The sequence below is a fragment of the [Enterobacter] lignolyticus SCF1 genome (genome assembly GCF_000164865.1).
Taxonomy (GTDB): Bacteria; Pseudomonadota; Gammaproteobacteria; order Enterobacterales; family Enterobacteriaceae; genus Enterobacter_B; species Enterobacter_B lignolyticus.
The window spans coordinates 565309-581406 of sequence record NC_014618.1 but is presented as its reverse complement, the minus strand read 5'-3'; the positions used below and the strand labels follow the sequence as shown (position 1 = coordinate 581406).

Here is a 16098-nt window from a genome sequence, read left to right as displayed (position 1 = left end):
GAGGGAGCATGATGTTAGGCATTATTCTTACCGGCCACGGCGGATTCGCCAGTGGCCTGGCGCAAGCCATGAAGCAGGTTCTCGGCGAGCAGCCGCAGTTTGTGGCGGTTGATTTCCCGGAGAGTTCCACCACCGCGCGGCTGACGGCGCAGCTAACGGAAGCCACGCAGACCCTGAGCGACTGTGAAGGGATCGTCTTTCTGACCGATCTGCTTGGCGGTACGCCGTTTCGGGTCGCCTCGACGCTTGCCATGCAGGCGCCGGGCTGCGAAGTGATTACCGGCACCAACCTGCAGCTGCTGCTGGAAATGGCGCTGGAGCGCGAAGGGCTGAGCGGCGAAGAGTTTCGTCTTCAGGCGCTGGAGTGCGGACACCGCGGGCTGACCTCTCTGGTGGACGAACTGGCCCGCAGCCGCGAAGAAGACTGCGAGATTGGTGAAGGCATATGACTCAGCTGCTGCGCGCCAGACGCCTGCTGACGGAACAGGGCTGGCTGGACGACCATCAGCTGCGTATTGATGACGGGGTAATTCGCGCCATCGAGCCGATTCCCGCCGGAGTATCGGTACGCGATGCGGAGCTGCTTTGCCCGGCCTACATCGACACCCACGTGCACGGCGGCGACGGGGTCGACGTAATGGACGAGGCACCCGGCGCGCTGGACGCGCTGGCGATGCACAAAGCGCGGGAAGGCGTTGGCGCGTGGCTTCCCACCACCGTCACCGCCCCGCTACCGGCTATCCATGCGGCACTTGCGCGTATCGCCGCACGCTGCGAAAACGGCGGGCCGGGGGCGGAGGTGCTGGGCAGCTATCTGGAAGGGCCGTACTTCACGCCGCTGAATAAAGGGGCGCACCCGCCTGAGCTGTTTCGCGAACTGTGCGAGGAAGAGCTGGATGCGCTTATCGCCGTCTCGCGCCAGACGCTGCGGGTTGTGGCGCTGGCGCCGGAAAAAAACCAGGCGCTGGAGGCCATCCGCCACCTGAAATCCCGTGACGTCCGGGTCATGCTCGGCCATAGCGCCGCCACCTGGGCGCAGACCATCGCCGCGCTGGACGCGGGCGCCGATGGCCTGGTGCACTGCTTTAACGGCATGACCGGGCTGCACCATCGCGAACCGGGAATGGTCGGCGCCGGGCTAACCGACGCCCGCGCCTGGCTGGAGCTTATCGCCGACGGCCACCACGTGCACCCGGCGGCGATGCGGCTGTGCTGTCAGTGCGCGGGCGACAGGACCCTGCTCATTACCGACGCCATGCGGGCGGCCGGTATGCCGGACGGGCGCTATGATATTTGCGGCTACGACGTCGAAATGCGCGATGGCGTCGTACGCACCGCGACGGGCGGTCTTGCGGGCAGCACGCTGTCGCTGGACGCCGCCGTTCGCAACATGGTGACGCTGGCGCAATGTCCGCCGGAGGACGCCATTCGCATGGCGTCGCTGCACCCGGCCAGAATGCTGGGCGTTGACGACAGGCTGGGGTCGATTGCCATCGGCAAACGCGCCAGCCTCATCGCCCTCAACAGCGCTCTTTTGGTGCAACACGTTTGGATTCACGGTCAGGCTCTCCCCCTGTAGCCTCTTTTTCATGACGTCTTTGCATGCCGCACTACCGCGGCATGCCTTTTTATTCCTTTCTTTTCCTTTTCATACCCTCCATACAATCGCCTTTTTCTTTTGCCTTGCGGATCACGCTTTTCGTTTTATTTCCTTTCTGACATTGACCTTTCGTTTTCTTTTTAATAGATTTCAGTTAATGACAATATCAGTAAAGAGAAACAAAACGAAAGGAAGCAAAGCATCAGCTGCTTTCTGAAGTGAAATACCTTGATGAAGGATGACGTTATGAGTGAGACCCTGACCGGGTGCCCTACCGGAACACAAACCTGGACTGAAAAAGAGATCCGCCAGCAGCCGGGCTGCTGGAGAGCATCATTGAAAAATATCGCGCAGCAGCGCGCGGAGCTGGACGCTTTTCTTGCGCCCCTGCTGGCTGACCCGGCGCTAAAAATCGTACTGACCGGCGCAGGTACATCGGCGTTTATCGGCGACATTATTGCGCCGTGGCTCTCCCGCCATACCGGGAAAAATTTTGTCGCCGTTCCGACGACCGATCTGGTGACTAACCCGGTTGACTATCTTCACGAAACCCAGCCGACCCTGCTTATCTCCTTTGCCCGCTCCGGCAACAGCCCGGAAAGCGTCGCCGCCGTCGATCTGGCCAACCAGTGCGTCCGCCAGTGCCATCACCTGATCATCACCTGTAATGAAGCCGGCGCGCTGTATCAAAACGCCGTGAACGACGATCGCGCCTGGCCGCTGCTGATGCCGGCAGAGACCCACGACCGCGGCTTTGCAATGACCAGCAGCATTTCAACCATGATGGCAAGCTGCCTCGCCGTGTTCGCCCCGGAGACGATCAACAGCCGCAGCTTTGACGATGTCGCGCGCCGCTGCGAGGCGATCATCGCCTCTCTGGGCGACTTCAGCGACGGCGTTTTCGGCGATTCCCCCTGGCAGCGGGTGGTTTATCTCGGCAGCGGCGGGCTGCAGGGCGCCGCGCGTGAATGCTCGCTTAAGGTGCTGGAGCTGACCGCTGGCAAGCTGGCCGCGTTTTATGACTCCCCGACCGGCTTCCGCCACGGCCCGAAATCGCTGGTTAATGACAAAACGCTGGTGGTGGTGTTCGTCTCTTCACACCCGTATACCCGCCGGTACGACCTTGACCTGCTGGCCGAACTGCGCCGCGACAAGCAGGCGATGCGCGTGGTGGCTATCTCCGCTACCGCCGACGCGGAAGTCACCGCCGGTCCGCACATTATTCTGCCCGCCGCGCGCGCGTTTATCGACGTTGAGCAGGCCTTCTGTTTCCTGATGTATGCGCAGGTATTCGCCCTGACCGAATCGCTCAAAGCGGGCATCACGCCGGATACACCTTCCGCCAGCGGCACCGTCAACCGCGTCGTTAAAGGCGTCGTCATTCACCCCTGGACCCCGGAGGAGGCATAACATGGGCATTATCTCGACCAAATATCTGCTGCAGGATGCGCAGAAGCACGGCTATGCCGTTCCGGCGTTTAACATCCACAACGCCGAAACCATTCAGGCCATCCTCGAAGTCTGTAAAGAGATGCAGTCGCCGGTGATCCTCGCCGGGACGCCGGGCACCTATAAACACATTGCGTTTGAAGAGATCTACGCGCTGTGCCGCGCCTACTCTGAAAGCTACGACATGCCGCTGGCGCTGCATCTCGACCATCATGAATCGCTGGACGATATCCGCCGTAAAGTCTATGCCGGCGTGCGCAGCGCGATGATTGACGGCAGCCATTTCCCGTTCGCTGAAAACGTGAAGCTGGTGAAGTCGGTGGTGGATTTCTGTCACCAGAACGACTGCAGCGTAGAGGCCGAGCTGGGCCGTCTGGGCGGCATGGAGGACGACATGAGCGTTGACGCCGAGAGCGCCTTCCTGACCGACCCGCAGGAGGCCCGCCGCTTCGTTGAGCAGACCGGCGTCGACAGCCTTGCGGTCGCTATCGGTACCGCTCACGGCCTGTACCCGCACCGTCCGAAGATCGATTTCCAGCGCCTGGGCGAAATCCGCGAAGTGGTTTCCGTCCCGCTGGTGCTGCACGGCGCCAGCGATGTACCGGATGAATACGTCCGCCGCACCATTGAGCTTGGCGTGTGCAAAGTCAACGTCGCCACCGAGCTGAAAATCGCCTTTGCCGGCGCGGTAAAAGCCTGGTTTAAGGACAACCCGGATGGCAACGACCCGCGCTACTACATGCGCGTCGGCATGGATGCGATGAAAGACGTTGTGCGTAGCAAAATCCGCGTTTGCGGTTCAGAAAATCGTCTGCACCAGACCGCCGAAGTCTAAGCTTCATTTAGCGCCATATCCGATTACCAAAAAATAACTATAAACCTCGCAAAAGCGGCAAGGCATTCTTAAACCGGAATGCCTCGTCTGCTACCATAATACTTATCGAGGAGTACCCTACGTGACACAGGAAAAGTCATTCAAATCAAAAGTGTGGGAGTTTTTTCAAAGCCTGGGAAAAACCTTTATGTTCCCGGTTTCCTTACTGGCCTTCATGGGATTGCTGCTCGGTATCGGCAGCTCGGTGACCAGTCCTTCCACCATTAAAAGCTTTCCCTTTCTTGGCGGCGAATTAACGCAGCTCACCTTTGGTTTTATCGCCATGGTCGGCGGTTTCGCCTTTACCTACCTGCCGGTGATGTTCGCCATGGCTATCCCCATGGGGCTGGCGAAACGCAACAAGGCGGTGGGCGCCTTCTCCGGTTTTGTCGGCTATATGCTGATGAACCTCAGCATCAACTACTACCTGACCGTCACCCACCAGCTCGCCGATGCCGCCACCATGAAGCAGGTCGGACAGTCGGTAGTGCTCGGCATTCAGACCCTGGAGATGGGCGTGCTGGGCGGGATCGTGGTGGGGGTTATCACCTACTTCCTGCATGAGCGCTTTCAGGACACCGTGCTGCACGACGCGTTCGCCTTCTTCAGCGGCATTCGCTTTGTGCCGATCATGACGGCGCTGACGCTGTCGCTGGTAGGGCTGTTTATCCCGCTGCTGTGGAAATATGTCGCGCTTGGCATCGCCGGGATCGGCCACATCATCCAGGGCACCAGCGTGTTTGGCCCATTCCTCTACGGTGTTGGCGTGCTGCTGCTCAAGCCTTTCGGTCTGCACCATATCCTGCTGGCGATGGTGCGCTTCACGCCTGCGGGCGGTATCGAGTTCGTTAACGGACACGAAGTGGCCGGCGCGCTGAACATTTTCTATGCCGAGCTGAAAGCCGGTCTGCCGTTTAGCCCTCACGTGACCGCCTTCCTGTCTCAGGGCTTTATGCCGACCTTTATCTTCGGTTTACCGGCGGTGGCCTACGCCATCTACCGTACCGCGCGCCCGGAAAACCGCCCGGTCATCAAGGGGCTGCTGCTTTCCGGCGTGCTGGTCTCCGTCGTGACCGGGATTTCCGAGCCGATTGAGTTTCTGTTCCTGTTTATCGCCCCGGCGCTGTATGTCTTCCACATTATCATGTCAGGGCTGGCGTTACTGGTTATGGCCCTGCTCGGCGTCACCATCGGCAACACCGACGGCGGGATCCTCGACCTGCTTATTTTCGGCGTGATGCAGGGGCTGTCGACCAAGTGGTATCTGGTCTTCCCGGTGGGTATCGTCTGGTTCGCCATCTACTTCTTTGTCTTCCGCTGGTACATCATCCGGCACGACATCAAAACGCCGGGTCGTGAAATCGATCCTGACGGCGCCGCGCAGGCGGTGGACGCAAACCGTAAGGCACGCGGAAAATCGAAATACGATCATGAAGTTATCCTCCGCGCGCTGGGCGGTAAGGACAATATCGACTCCCTGGACAACTGCATTACCCGCCTGCGTCTGGTCGTCAAAGATATGAGCAAACTGGATAAGCAGGCGCTGAAAGACGCCGGTGCGCTGTCGGTGGTGGTGCTGGATGCGCACAGCGTGCAGGTGATTATCGGACCGCAGGTACAAAGCGTGAAGACGGGTATTGAAGCGTTAATTTAACAGGAGGTTAAGGTGTTTGATTTTGACACGCTCGTGGAGCGCAAAAGCGATAAGTGCCGAAAATGGGACCACCAGTTTGTCTGCTCCCGTTTCGGCGATGTGCCGGCTGATTTTATCCCGCTGTGGATTGCCGATATGGATTTTATGTCGCCGCCCGCGGTGATCGACGGTTTTCAGCGCATCGTGCAGCACGGCACCTTCGGCTACACCTGGTGCTTCGATGAGTTTTACGACGCCGTAATCGGCTTTCAGCGCGACCGCCACCAGGCGGCGGTCGACAAAAGCTGGATAACGCTGACCTACGGCACCGTCTCCACGCTGCACTATACCGTCCAGGCGTTTTGCCAGCCGGGCGATTGCATCATGATGAACACTCCGGTATACGACCCCTTCGCCATGGCGGCGCAGCGCCAGGGCGTTCGGGTGCTGGCTAACCCACTTAAGGCCGTGGATAACCGCTACGAGCTGGATGTGGAACTGATTGAACACCAGCTCAACACCGAGCGGCCGAAGCTGTGGTTCTTCTGCTCGCCGCACAACCCGTCCGGGCGCATCTGGCGGGCGGACGAAATCCGTCTGGTGTCCGATCTCTGCAAACGCTACGGCGTAATCCTAATGGTGGACGAAGTTCACGCCGAGCATATTCTCGACGGGCAGTTTGTCAGTTGCCTGACGCCTGGCGGCGCGGCGCTGGATAACCTGATCGTGCTGACCTCGCCGAATAAAGCGTTCAACCTGGGCGGCCTGAAAACCTCCTACGCGATGATCCCAGATGACGCCCTGCGACAGCGCTTTCGCCAGCAGCTGGAAAAAAACTCGATAACCTCGCCGAACGTCTTCGGCGTATGGGGGATTATTCTCGCCTACCAGCAGGGATTGCCGTGGCTGGATGCCCTCAACGGCTATCTGCAGAGCAACGCCCGCTACCTGGCGGATGCCATCAAAACCCATTTCCCGCACTGGCGGATGATGAATCCGGAGTCGTCATACCTGGCGTGGATCGATATCAGCGAAGACACGATGAGCGCCACCGGGCTCACCGAACACTTCGCCCGCCGCGCCGGGGTGGTGATAGAGGACGGCAGTCACTATGTCCAGAACGGCGAAAACTATCTGCGGATAAACTTTGGCACGCAGCGCTCCCGGCTTGAACAGGCGCTGGAGCGGATGCATAACGTCCATAGGCGGTAAGAGCAGAAAGGACACCCTGAGGTGTCCTTTTTCACCTGTTATCTCTCTGACGTCGGGGAAACCTGCCAGTATCCGCCTTTCGTCGCGCCAATCCGCCGCAGCTTATTTTTCTGCTGTAATGATTTCAGATAGCGCTCAGCGGTGCGAGAAGAAACATTCAGCATGCGCGACAGCGCGAGGGCGGAAAGACGCGGCTGTACGGCCAGTATCAACAAAACCAGCTGCTCTTGTGATGAAAGAGAATCTGCGGTTTTCTCCGACATTTCCTCCGACATTTCTTCCGACAATATTGAGGTCTGATGTACCCCTTCCATCAGGGCGGCGGCGAGGTTGCTTAACATGAATTCGACAAACGCTGTGCAGTCACTTTTTTTATCGCACTCCCCTAACACCCGATAGTACTGCCCCTGCTGGTGATGAATAAGGGTTTCGACAGGAAGCCATGCCATTTCCGGACGCCACTCACTCAGCAACAGCGTCTGCCAGAGGCGTCCCATGCGGCCATTACCGTCAGTAAAAGGATGGATAAATTCAAATTCATAGTGGAACACCGAACTCACAACCAGCGGGTGAAGATCGGTCTGCTGACTCCACGTCAGCAGGTCGGCAATAAGCCGGGGAACCTGTGACGCTGGTGGCGCCATATGGACCACCTTATTACCACGATAAATACCAACATCGGCGCTGCGCAAAACGCCAGGATTATCGACTAACCCAATCATCAGCGTTCGATGTGCGGTTAACAGGTCCTGAAGGCGATGACTTTTCCAGCCAGGCATTTGCTCATAGGCGTCAATCGCGTTACGAACTTCCTGAATATCCTTTGCTGGCGCCAGCACACGCTTACCTTCCATCAACGCCGTAACCTGTTCTGTCGACAGACTATTGTGTTCAATCGCCAGCGAAGCCTGAATGGTTCTGATCCTGTTTTCTTTGCGCAAAAGCGGAGACGTGCGACCTGACTGAGCCGCCCAGTGCCCAAGCAATTCACCGATTTCAACAACATTGTTGAGTATTGAAGAGGTAATAGCGAACGGCGGCTGGTAGCGGCTCATGAATTACGCTTCCTGCTGCGCCAGCGCGTGCTTATACAGCGCGTTTTTCTTCACGCCGTGGATTTCGGCGGCCAGCGCGGCGGCTTTTTTCAGCGGCAGCTCCGCCTGCAGCAGCGCCAGCGTACGCAGCGCCTCGGCGGGCAGCTCCTCTTCCTGCGCCTTGTGACCTTCGACGATCAGCACCATCTCGCCTTTGCGTCGGTTTTCATCCTCTTTCACCCACGCCAGCAGTTCGCCCACCGGCGCGCCGTTAATCGACTCCCAGGTCTTTGTCAGCTCGCGAGCCAGCACCACATAGCGGGATGCGCCCAGCACGGCCGCGATATCGTCCAGGCTCTCCAGCAACCGGTGCGTGGACTCATAGAAAATCAGCGTACGAGGCTCGTTTTCCAGCGCGCGCAGCGTGTCGCGGCGCCCCTTGGATTTCGCTGGTAAAAAGCCTTCATAACAAAAACGATCGGACGGCAACCCGGCCGCGCTCAGCGCCGCTATCGCCGCGCATGGCCCCGGCAGCGGCACCACGCGAATACCGGCCTCGCGGCAGGTGCGCACCAGATGGTAGCCCGGGTCGTTAATCAGCGGCGTTCCGGCGTCGGACACCAGCGCAATGTTTTGCCCTTCCTGAAGCTTCGCCAGAAGTGTTTCAGCCTTTTGCTGCTCGTTATGGTCGTGCAGCGCAAATAAACGGGCATTAATCGCGAAATGTTGCAGCAGTAAACCGGTATGGCGGGTGTCTTCAGCAGCAATGAGATCAACAGCTTGCAGCACCTCAAGCGCGCGATGGGTAATGTCAGCCAAATTGCCGATGGGCGTAGGCACAATATAAAGCTGCCCTTGAGAATTGTCCGCAGATTCGCGTTGTTTCATTGTTTAGTCCGTATTGCCGATTTAATATTGAGCATTGAGCTAAAAAATATCACTGGATACGTATGGTACCGTCAACATTTCGTCGTTCTAAAGCCGCGCGCTGCTTGCCCGTCGTGCTGGCAGCGTTTCTTTTCGCCGGCTGTGGCACTCAGAAGAGCGCCGATCAAAGCACCGCCCATTTTGAGGGCAGCGCGCAGGCTGATTCAGGTTATTACCTGCAGCAGATGCAGCAAAGCTCAGATGATAGCAAGACCAACTGGCAATTACTCGCCATTCGTGCACTGCTGAAAGAGGGCAAAAATCAGCAGGCGATGGAGCTGTTCGGCCAGCTGCCGCAGAATCTGAATGACGCACAGCGTCAGGAGCAGTCTCTGCTGGCGGTCGAAATCAAGCTGAGCCAGAAAGATTTCGCCGGCGCGCAGGCATTGCTGGCGAAAATCACGCCCGCGTCGCTGAGCGCTAACCAGCAGGCGCGTTTCTGGCAGGATACGATAGCCTCTGAGCAGGGAAAACCGTCCCTGCCGCTGCTGCGCGCGCTGATAGCGCAAGAGCCGCTGCTGGCTTCGCCGCAGGAGAAGCAGAAAAACATCGACGCCACCTGGCAGGCGCTGTCGTCCATGAGTAAAGAGCAGGCGGGCGCGCTGGTGATCAATGCCGATGAAAACGTGCTGCAGGGCTGGCTGGATCTCCAGCGCGTATGGTTCGATAACCGCAACGATCCGGATATGATGAAAGCCGCCATTAAGGACTGGCAGACGCGCTATCCGCAGAACCCGGGCGCGAAAATGCTGCCGACGCAGCTGACCAACGTCCAGAATTTCAAACCGGCGTCGACCTCGAAAATCGCCCTGCTGCTGCCGTTAAACGGCCAGGCGGCGGTATTCGGCCGCACTATCCAGCAGGGTTTTGAAGCCGCGAAAAACGGCGGCGCCAGCCCGGTCAGCGGCAGCGCGGTCCCTCAGCAGGTCGCGCAGGCGGCGAACAGCAACGTCGTCAGCCCGGCGCAGGCTGAAGTCAGCGATCTGACCGGCGGGCAGCCGGCCGCATCCGCGCCGGCCGTTGCCGTTACGCAGGCTCAGCCGGTACAGGCGCCGCAGGGAACCCAGGCGCAGCCCGTGCAGGCGCCAAACGCCGTACAGCCCGCCGCCGCGACCCCAGCCGCACCGACGGCTGCGCAGCCAGCGTCGCCTGCCGCCCCGCAGGCGGTCGCCGCTGCGGCCGCTAACCCGGCGGCCGAACTGAAGATTTACGATACCACGACCGCCCCGTTGAACCAGCTTCTCGCCCAGGCGCAGCAGGACGGCGCGTCGATCGTGGTCGGCCCGCTGCTGAAAAATAACGTCGATGAGCTGGCGAAAAGCAATACCAGCCTGAACGTGCTGGCGCTTAACCAGCCGGAAAACGTCGAAAACCGCGCAAATATCTGCTACTTCGCCCTCTCGCCGGAAGACGAGGCCCGCGATGCGGCGCGCCATATCCACGACCAGGGCAAACAGGCCCCGCTGCTGCTGCTCCCGCGCAGCGCGCTCGGCGATCGCGTGGCTACGGCGTTTGCCCAGGAGTGGCAGAAACTCGGCGGCGGCATTGTGCTGCAGCAAAAATTTGGCTCCACGTCCGAGCTGAAAATGGGCGTCAACGGCGGTGCGGGCATTGCGCTGAGCGGCAGCCCGATCGGCGCCAGCCTGCCGCAGCAGCAGGGCGTAACCATCGGCGGTCTGAACATCCCGGCGCCGCCGAGCGATGCGCAGATTACCGGCGGCGGTAAAGTCGACGCCGCCTACATTGTGGCGACGCCGGAAGAGATTGCCTATATCAAGCCGATGATCGCCATGCGTAACGGCAGCCAGGACGGAGGCGTCACGCTGTACGCCAGCTCCCGTAGCGCGCAGGGAACCGCAGGCCCGGATTTCCGTCTGGAAATGGACGGCCTGCAGTATAGCGAAATCCCAATGCTGGCTGGCAGCAACCCGGCGCTGATGCAGCAGGCGCTGAGCGCCGTGCATAATGACTACTCGCTGGCTCGCCTGTACGCTATGGGCGTCGATGCCTGGGCGCTGGCAAACCACTTCTCGCAGATGCGTCAGGTACCTGGATTTGAACTTAATGGCAACACGGGCGATCTAACCGCTAATCAGGATTGTGTGATCAACAGGAAGTTGTCATGGCTCAAATACCAGCAGGGGCAAATCGTCCCGGCCAGTTAAGCCCTAAACAGACCGGCGACGCGTGGGAACAGCAGGCGCGTCGCTGGCTGGAGCATAACGGTTTGCGCTTTATCGCCGCCAACGTACGCGCCCGCGGCGGCGAAATCGACCTCATCATGCAAGACGGTGCGGTCACCGTGTTTGTCGAAGTGCGCTATCGGGCGTCCGCATGTTATGGTGGCGCAGCGGCAAGCGTGACCCGCAGCAAACAGATAAAACTATTACATACCGCCCGTCTGTGGCTCGCCCGCCACAATGGGAGTTTTGAGACTGTGGATTGCCGGTTCGATGTGATAGCCTTCACCGGCGGTCGAATCGAATGGTTCAAAAACGCCTTTGGCGAATAGCCTGACCAGATAATTTAAGGGAAATCGTGCTCGACAGAATTAAAGCCTGCTTTACGGAAAGCATCCAAACCCAAATCGCAGCAGCGGAAGCACTCCCGGACGCTATTTCCCGGGCGGCCATGACGCTGGTGCAATCCTTACTTAACGGCAACAAAATCCTCTGTTGTGGCAATGGCACCTCCGCCGCCAACGCACAGCATTTTGCTGCCTGCATGATCAACCGTTTCGAGACAGAGCGCCCCGGTTTACCCGCCATTGCGTTGAATACCGATAATGTAGTACTGACCGCCATCGCCAACGACCGGCTTCATGATGAAGTGTACGCCAAGCAGGTGCGCGCGCTCGGTCATGCCGGCGACGTGCTGCTGGCGATTTCGACCCGCGGCAACAGCCGCGATATCGTGAAGGCGGTAGAAGCGGCGGTCACCCGCGATATGACCATCGTCGCGCTGACCGGGTACGACGGCGGTGAGCTGGCGGGCCTGCTGGGCCAGCAGGATGTGGAAATTCGCATTCCGTCTCACCGCAGCGCGCGTATTCAGGAAATGCATATGCTGACGGTGAACTGTCTGTGCGATCTGATTGATAACACCCTTTTCCCACACCAGGACGATTAAGGAGTACCTATGAAGGCATTAACGCCCCTCGCAATCCTTACTTCCGCTCTGCTGCTGCAGGGATGTGTCGCGGCGGCGGTCGTCGGTACCGCAGCGGTTGGCACCAAAGCGGCAACCGACCCACGCTCCGTGGGGACCCAGGTGGACGACAGTACGCTTGAGCTGCGCGTGAACAATACCCTGCAGAAAGATGAGCAGATCAAAAAAGAAGCGCGCATTAACGTAATGGCGTATCAGGGCAAAGTGCTGCTGACCGGCCAGTCGCCGTCTGCGGACCTCACTTCTCGCGCCAAGCAGATTGCAATGGGCGTGGAGGGGACGACCGAGGTGTTTAACGAGATCCGCCAGGGTCAGCCGATCGGCCTGGGCACCGCTTCATCCGATACCTGGATAACTACCAAAGTGCGTTCACAGCTGTTCAGCACCGATCAGGTAAAAGCCTCTAACGTGAAGATCACCACGGAAAATGGCGAAGTGTTCCTGATGGGTCTGGTGACAAACCGTGAAGGGAAAGCGGCGGCGGATATCACCAGCCGGGTGAGCGGCGTGAAGCACGTCACCACCGCATTTACCTATATCAACTAGCGATAGCTACCCGGCGGTACGCTGCCGGGCCGCCATCTGGCGAAGCCGGGCCGAGGAAAGGATAGCCACACCGTCCTCTCCCGGCGATAGCGCCTGCGCCAGCAGCGCCCGCGCCACATCCTTTGCTTCAATCGACTTCCAGTTCCCCGGCAGCAGCCGGAACAGCGGCGCCAGCAGCGACTCGTTAAGCCGGTGCGCCTTTCGCTCGCCCAACAGCATCGACGGTCGGGCAATGGTCAGCCTCGGCCAGCGCTGCGCGATAAGCGCGCCCTCCATTTCCCCTTTCACCCTGTTGTAGAAAAACGGCGAACGGGCGTTGGCGCCCATGGCGCTCACCACCAGCATCTGGGTGGCGCCCAGGCGCTGCCCGGCCAGCGCAGTCTCCACGACCAGCGTGTAGTCCGCATGAATAAACGCGGCTTTACTGCCCGCATCCCGTCGGGTCGTGCCCAGACAGCAGAACACAATATCAATTGGCCCCTGAACCTGCGCCAGCGCCTTCAGGAGCTGCGGATTATGGGGATTGGTGACGCCGGGCATCGGCGACAGCGGGCGACGGGTTGCCGCCGTTATCGAGGTAATGCCAGGCTCTCGCAGCAGTAAACGCAGTAAATGACCACCAACCAGCCCCGTCGCTCCGGTAATCAGTACGTTTGCCATGGTTTACTCCTGGCGTAGCCAATGGATCTTTTTGCCAAAACCCAGCGTGTTATCTGTAAATTTTAGTTCATCAAGACGAATTTCCCACACGGGAGCCAGGTGTATTCTGGCGACGGGAAAACGCCGGTTGTAGCGCGCGCGCATCCTTTCGCTTTCTTTACCGTCAAGCAGGCGGATCTCGCCGCGAAACTGCACCCCGCGAATCAGCGCCACGCTTTTCGGCTGGCCGCTGACGGTTCCTGCGACCGGCGCGCGCGCGCCGCTCATCCTGGCATGGCGCGTGGTTTCTTCCGTCAGGAGGTAAAAAGCGACCTTTTCGCGGTCATAGAGATAAAACGCGCAGGCGGCCCACAGCTCGCCGTTTTGCGCCACGCTCCAGCTGACAACGTGCTGCTTCTCCAGCCAACGGCTGATGGCGGCCAGTGATTCCATTTTTCCTCTCCTGCGTGCTATGGTGCGGTCACCTTAACACAGGAGCTATAGCGTGTGCTGGTTCGTCTATTTGATTCGCACGGCGGATAATCGCCTCTATACCGGCATTACAACGGATGTCGCGCGCCGCGTGGAGCAGCATCAGCGCGGGAAAGGCGCCAAAGCCCTGCGCGGCAAGGGCGAGCTCAGCCTGGCCTTTTCCGCGGAGGTTGGTGAGCGCTCGCTGGCGTTGCGGCTCGAGTACCGCATTAAGCAGCTGACGAAGCGCCAGAAAGAGCGCCTCGTCGCCGGAGATGACGCGTTTGAGATGCTGCTGGCGCAGCTCAAAAACGATTGAAATGATCGCAGTATTCCACCAGACCGTGAACGCCGTTGAGCGCATCGTCGGCCAGGCGGTGCACCTGAAACGCGTCTCCGGTATCCGGCCAGCGGCAGCGAAGGTCGAAACGTGATGCCTGCTCGAAGCCCAGACGACCGTACAGCGCCGGATCGCCGAGCGTCACCACGGCGGCATAGCCGAACTCATTGAGCGAATCCAGCCCCTCATACACCAGCTGGCGGCCAATGCCCTGCCCGCGATAGTTTTCATCCACCGCCAGCGGCGCAAGCCCGACCCACTGCAGCTCTTCGCCTTCCACGCTCACTGGGCTAAAAGCCACGTAGCCGACCACCTGGCCCTCGTCGTCGGTGGCGACCAGGCCGAGGGTGATCAAGCCGTCTTCCCGCAGATCATGCACCAACTTTGCCTCCGCGTCGCCGCCAAAGGCGCGACGCAGCAGGGAATCAATCCCCGGCGCGTCAATCCCGATTTCCACTCGTATCAGCATGGCTCACCTACCGATGTGTGTCTGGTTTGCGAAGGCGTTTTCATCCCCGCTTCCACAAAGTCCGCAAGCTGTAGCAGCATCACGCGAAGCGCTTTTGGCATCTGCTCAAGCTCAATGGCGTCCATCAAGTTTTTGACATACAGCCCCAGTTCCGTGTCGCCTTCAATCACTAAACGGCGCTGGAAAAAGAGCGTGTCAGGATCCTGTTTGCGTGCCGCGATCATCAGCAGATCGCTGGCGTCGGCGCTGAAGCTCACGTCGGCCTCTGCGGACTGGCTGACCACCAGCTTGTCGTGGTCAACGGAGGTGAACCACCGCAGCCCGATATCGCGCACCTCGATGCTTAACCAGCGGCCTTCAAGGAAATCCAGCTCCCCGTCAGCCAGCGCCTGGCGAAATTGCCAGCTCAATACCTGTTCCAGCACCTGACGTTTAAGCGCAAACGGCGTCATTTTTACCGGTACGCTCATCAGAGTCGGGCCCAGCTGTACCAGGCGTGAACGCAGTTTATCCAACACGAGCTTTACTCCCTCAATGCAAAAGTCCTGTTATTTTGCCATATCAGATAAACGACATAGCGGCGTAAATCAACAATTCTGTAAGAGCCTGGCCCCATTATTAGCGCCATCAATACGCTTTTAACTGCCTTAAATCAAAAATTGTCGCCGATGGGTTAACTAAAATCCCAGCTCGTTAACAATTCTGCGGCCCTGCGGGTCGCTGCCTTCAGGAAATATTATGGAGCTGCTCTGCCCTGCCGGAAACCTCCCGGCGCTTAAGGCGGCCATCGAAAACGGTGCCGATGCCGTGTATATCGGGCTGAAAGATGATACGAACGCCCGCCACTTTGCCGGTCTTAACTTCACCGAAAAAAAACTGCAGGAAGCGGTCAACTTTGTGCATCAGCATCGCCGCAAGCTGCACATCGCCATTAATACCTTCGCGCATCCCGACGGCTACGCCCGCTGGCAGCGCGCGGTGGATATGGCCGCGCAGCTCGGCGCCGACGCGCTGATCCTCGCCGACCTCGCGATGCTGGAATACGCCGCGGAGCGCTATCCGCATATTGAGCGCCACGTGTCGGTACAGGCCTCCGCCACCAACGAAGAGGCGATTCGCTTTTACCATCGTCACTTCGACGTCGCGCGCGTTGTGCTTCCTCGCGTCTTGTCCATCCATCAGGTTAAGCAACTGGCGCGCAGCACGCCAGTGCCGCTGGAAGTTTTTGCGTTCGGCAGCCTGTGCATTATGGCGGAAGGACGCTGTTATCTCTCCTCTTATTTAACGGGGGAGTCGCCCAATACCGTCGGCGCCTGCTCGCCCGCCCGCTTCGTTCGCTGGCAGCAAACGCCGCAGGGGCTGGAATCGCGCCTCAATGAAGTGCTGATCGACCGCTACCAGGACGGTGAAAACGCGGGCTATCCGACGCTGTGCAAAGGCCGCTATCTGGTGGACGGCGAACGCTATCACGCGCTGGAGGAGCCCACCAGCCTCAACACGCTGGAGCTGCTGCCGGAGCTGCTGGCGGCTAATATCGCCTCGGTGAAAATCGAAGGCCGCCAGCGCAGCCCGGCCTACGTCAGCCAGGTCGCCAAAGTGTGGCGCCAGGCGATTGACCGCTGTATGGCCGACCCGCAGAGCTTTGTCCCGCAGTCCGCGTGGATGGAGGCGCTTGGCTCGATGTCCGAAGGCACCCAGACGACCCTTGGCGCATATCACCGTAAATGGCAGTAGGT

General features: G+C 59.4%; 18 protein-coding genes. 12 read left to right on the top strand and 6 right to left on the bottom strand.

Annotated features, from left to right (window positions below; all coding sequences use genetic code 11):
- Window positions 1–11: 11 nt before the first annotated feature.
- The 6 genes from agaF to ENTCL_RS02800 all read left to right on the top strand — a co-directional run bounded on the left by agaF (window position 12) and on the right by ENTCL_RS02800 (window position 6768).
- On the top strand, window positions 12–449 hold the full coding sequence (agaF, locus tag ENTCL_RS02825; protein ID WP_013364589.1) for a PTS galactosamine/N-acetylgalactosamine transporter subunit IIA: 438 nt from the start codon (window positions 12–14) through the stop codon (window positions 447–449).
- Window positions 446–1579 carry an N-acetylglucosamine-6-phosphate deacetylase gene (nagA, locus tag ENTCL_RS02820; RefSeq protein ID WP_013364588.1) on the top strand — a complete coding sequence of 378 codons (1134 nt, stop codon included), beginning with the start codon at window positions 446–448 and terminating at the stop codon, window positions 1577–1579. The genes agaF and nagA overlap by 4 nt, the downstream gene beginning before the upstream one ends.
- A gap of 267 nt (window positions 1580–1846) precedes the next feature.
- Entirely contained in the window at window positions 1847–3010 is a 1164-nt protein-coding gene (locus tag ENTCL_RS02815; protein ID WP_013364587.1) for an SIS domain-containing protein, read from the top strand.
- A gap of 1 nt (window position 3011) precedes the next feature.
- Window positions 3012–3884 carry a tagatose-bisphosphate aldolase subunit KbaY gene (gene kbaY, locus ENTCL_RS02810; protein WP_013364586.1) on the top strand — a complete coding sequence of 291 codons (873 nt, stop codon included), beginning with the start codon at window positions 3012–3014 and terminating at the stop codon, window positions 3882–3884.
- Between the two features lie 121 nt (window positions 3885–4005).
- On the top strand, window positions 4006–5577 hold the full coding sequence (gene malX / locus ENTCL_RS02805) for a maltose/glucose-specific PTS transporter subunit IIBC (RefSeq protein ID WP_013364585.1): 1572 nt from the start codon (window positions 4006–4008) through the stop codon (window positions 5575–5577).
- Between the two features lie 12 nt (window positions 5578–5589).
- Window positions 5590–6768, top strand: coding sequence for a MalY/PatB family protein (locus ENTCL_RS02800; protein ID WP_013364584.1), 1179 nt, complete (start codon window positions 5590–5592; stop codon window positions 6766–6768).
- A gap of 38 nt (window positions 6769–6806) precedes the next feature.
- On the opposite strand, the gene ENTCL_RS02795 is transcribed toward ENTCL_RS02800, so the two are convergent.
- Together ENTCL_RS02795 and rsmI are read right to left on the bottom strand one after the other, a co-directional pair.
- A complete protein-coding gene (locus ENTCL_RS02795) occupies window positions 6807–7823 on the bottom strand; it encodes a Fic family protein (RefSeq protein WP_013364583.1) in 1017 nt (338 codons plus the stop codon).
- Window positions 7824–7826: 3 nt separating this feature from the next.
- On the bottom strand, window positions 7827–8690 hold the full coding sequence (gene rsmI, locus ENTCL_RS02790) for a 16S rRNA (cytidine(1402)-2'-O)-methyltransferase (protein ID WP_013364582.1): 864 nt from the start codon (window positions 8688–8690) through the stop codon (window positions 7827–7829).
- A 62-nt stretch (window positions 8691–8752) separates the two neighbouring features.
- Between rsmI and ENTCL_RS02785 the strand changes: the two genes are divergently transcribed.
- From ENTCL_RS02785 to dolP, 4 genes are read left to right on the top strand one after another with little or no spacing between them, the layout of a single operon-like run.
- On the top strand, window positions 8753–10894 hold the full coding sequence (locus tag ENTCL_RS02785) for a penicillin-binding protein activator (RefSeq protein ID WP_013364581.1): 2142 nt from the start codon (window positions 8753–8755) through the stop codon (window positions 10892–10894).
- Window positions 10852–11241, top strand: a complete 390-nt coding sequence (locus tag ENTCL_RS02780) for a YraN family protein (RefSeq protein WP_013364580.1) — start codon at window positions 10852–10854, stop codon at window positions 11239–11241. The genes ENTCL_RS02785 and ENTCL_RS02780 overlap by 43 nt, the downstream gene beginning before the upstream one ends.
- Before the next feature lie 26 nt (window positions 11242–11267).
- On the top strand, window positions 11268–11858 hold the full coding sequence (gene diaA, locus ENTCL_RS02775; RefSeq protein WP_013364579.1) for a DnaA initiator-associating protein DiaA: 591 nt from the start codon (window positions 11268–11270) through the stop codon (window positions 11856–11858).
- Window positions 11859–11867: 9 nt separating this feature from the next.
- On the top strand, window positions 11868–12443 hold the full coding sequence (dolP, locus tag ENTCL_RS02770) for a division/outer membrane stress-associated lipid-binding lipoprotein (protein ID WP_013364578.1): 576 nt from the start codon (window positions 11868–11870) through the stop codon (window positions 12441–12443).
- Between the two features lie 6 nt (window positions 12444–12449).
- On the opposite strand, the gene ENTCL_RS02765 is transcribed toward dolP, so the two are convergent.
- Window positions 12450–13103: an NAD(P)H-binding protein gene (locus ENTCL_RS02765; RefSeq protein ID WP_013364577.1), complete on the bottom strand. Its 654-nt coding sequence runs from the start codon at window positions 13101–13103 to the stop codon at window positions 12450–12452.
- Between the two features lie 3 nt (window positions 13104–13106).
- On the bottom strand, window positions 13107–13535 hold the full coding sequence (locus ENTCL_RS02760; RefSeq protein WP_013364576.1) for a YhbP family protein: 429 nt from the start codon (window positions 13533–13535) through the stop codon (window positions 13107–13109).
- Between the two features lie 52 nt (window positions 13536–13587).
- Between ENTCL_RS02760 and ENTCL_RS02755 the strand changes: the two genes are divergently transcribed.
- Window positions 13588–13872, top strand: coding sequence for a GIY-YIG nuclease family protein (locus tag ENTCL_RS02755; protein WP_013364575.1), 285 nt, complete (start codon window positions 13588–13590; stop codon window positions 13870–13872).
- Here the strand turns inward: ENTCL_RS02755 and ENTCL_RS02750 are convergent.
- Both ENTCL_RS02750 and ubiT read right to left on the bottom strand, forming a co-directional pair.
- A complete protein-coding gene (locus ENTCL_RS02750) occupies window positions 13859–14362 on the bottom strand; it encodes a GNAT family N-acetyltransferase (protein ID WP_013364574.1) in 504 nt (167 codons plus the stop codon). The genes ENTCL_RS02755 and ENTCL_RS02750 overlap by 14 nt on opposite strands.
- Window positions 14356–14880 (bottom strand): ubiquinone anaerobic biosynthesis accessory factor UbiT, encoded by a 525-nt coding sequence (gene ubiT, locus ENTCL_RS02745; RefSeq protein WP_013364573.1) that lies wholly within the window; start codon window positions 14878–14880, stop codon window positions 14356–14358. Before ubiT ends, ENTCL_RS02750 begins: the two co-directional genes overlap by 7 nt.
- Before the next feature lie 220 nt (window positions 14881–15100).
- Between ubiT and ubiU the strand changes: the two genes are divergently transcribed.
- Window positions 15101–16096, top strand: coding sequence for a ubiquinone anaerobic biosynthesis protein UbiU (ubiU, locus tag ENTCL_RS02740; protein WP_013364572.1), 996 nt, complete (start codon window positions 15101–15103; stop codon window positions 16094–16096).
- Window positions 16097–16098: the final 2 nt, after the last annotated feature.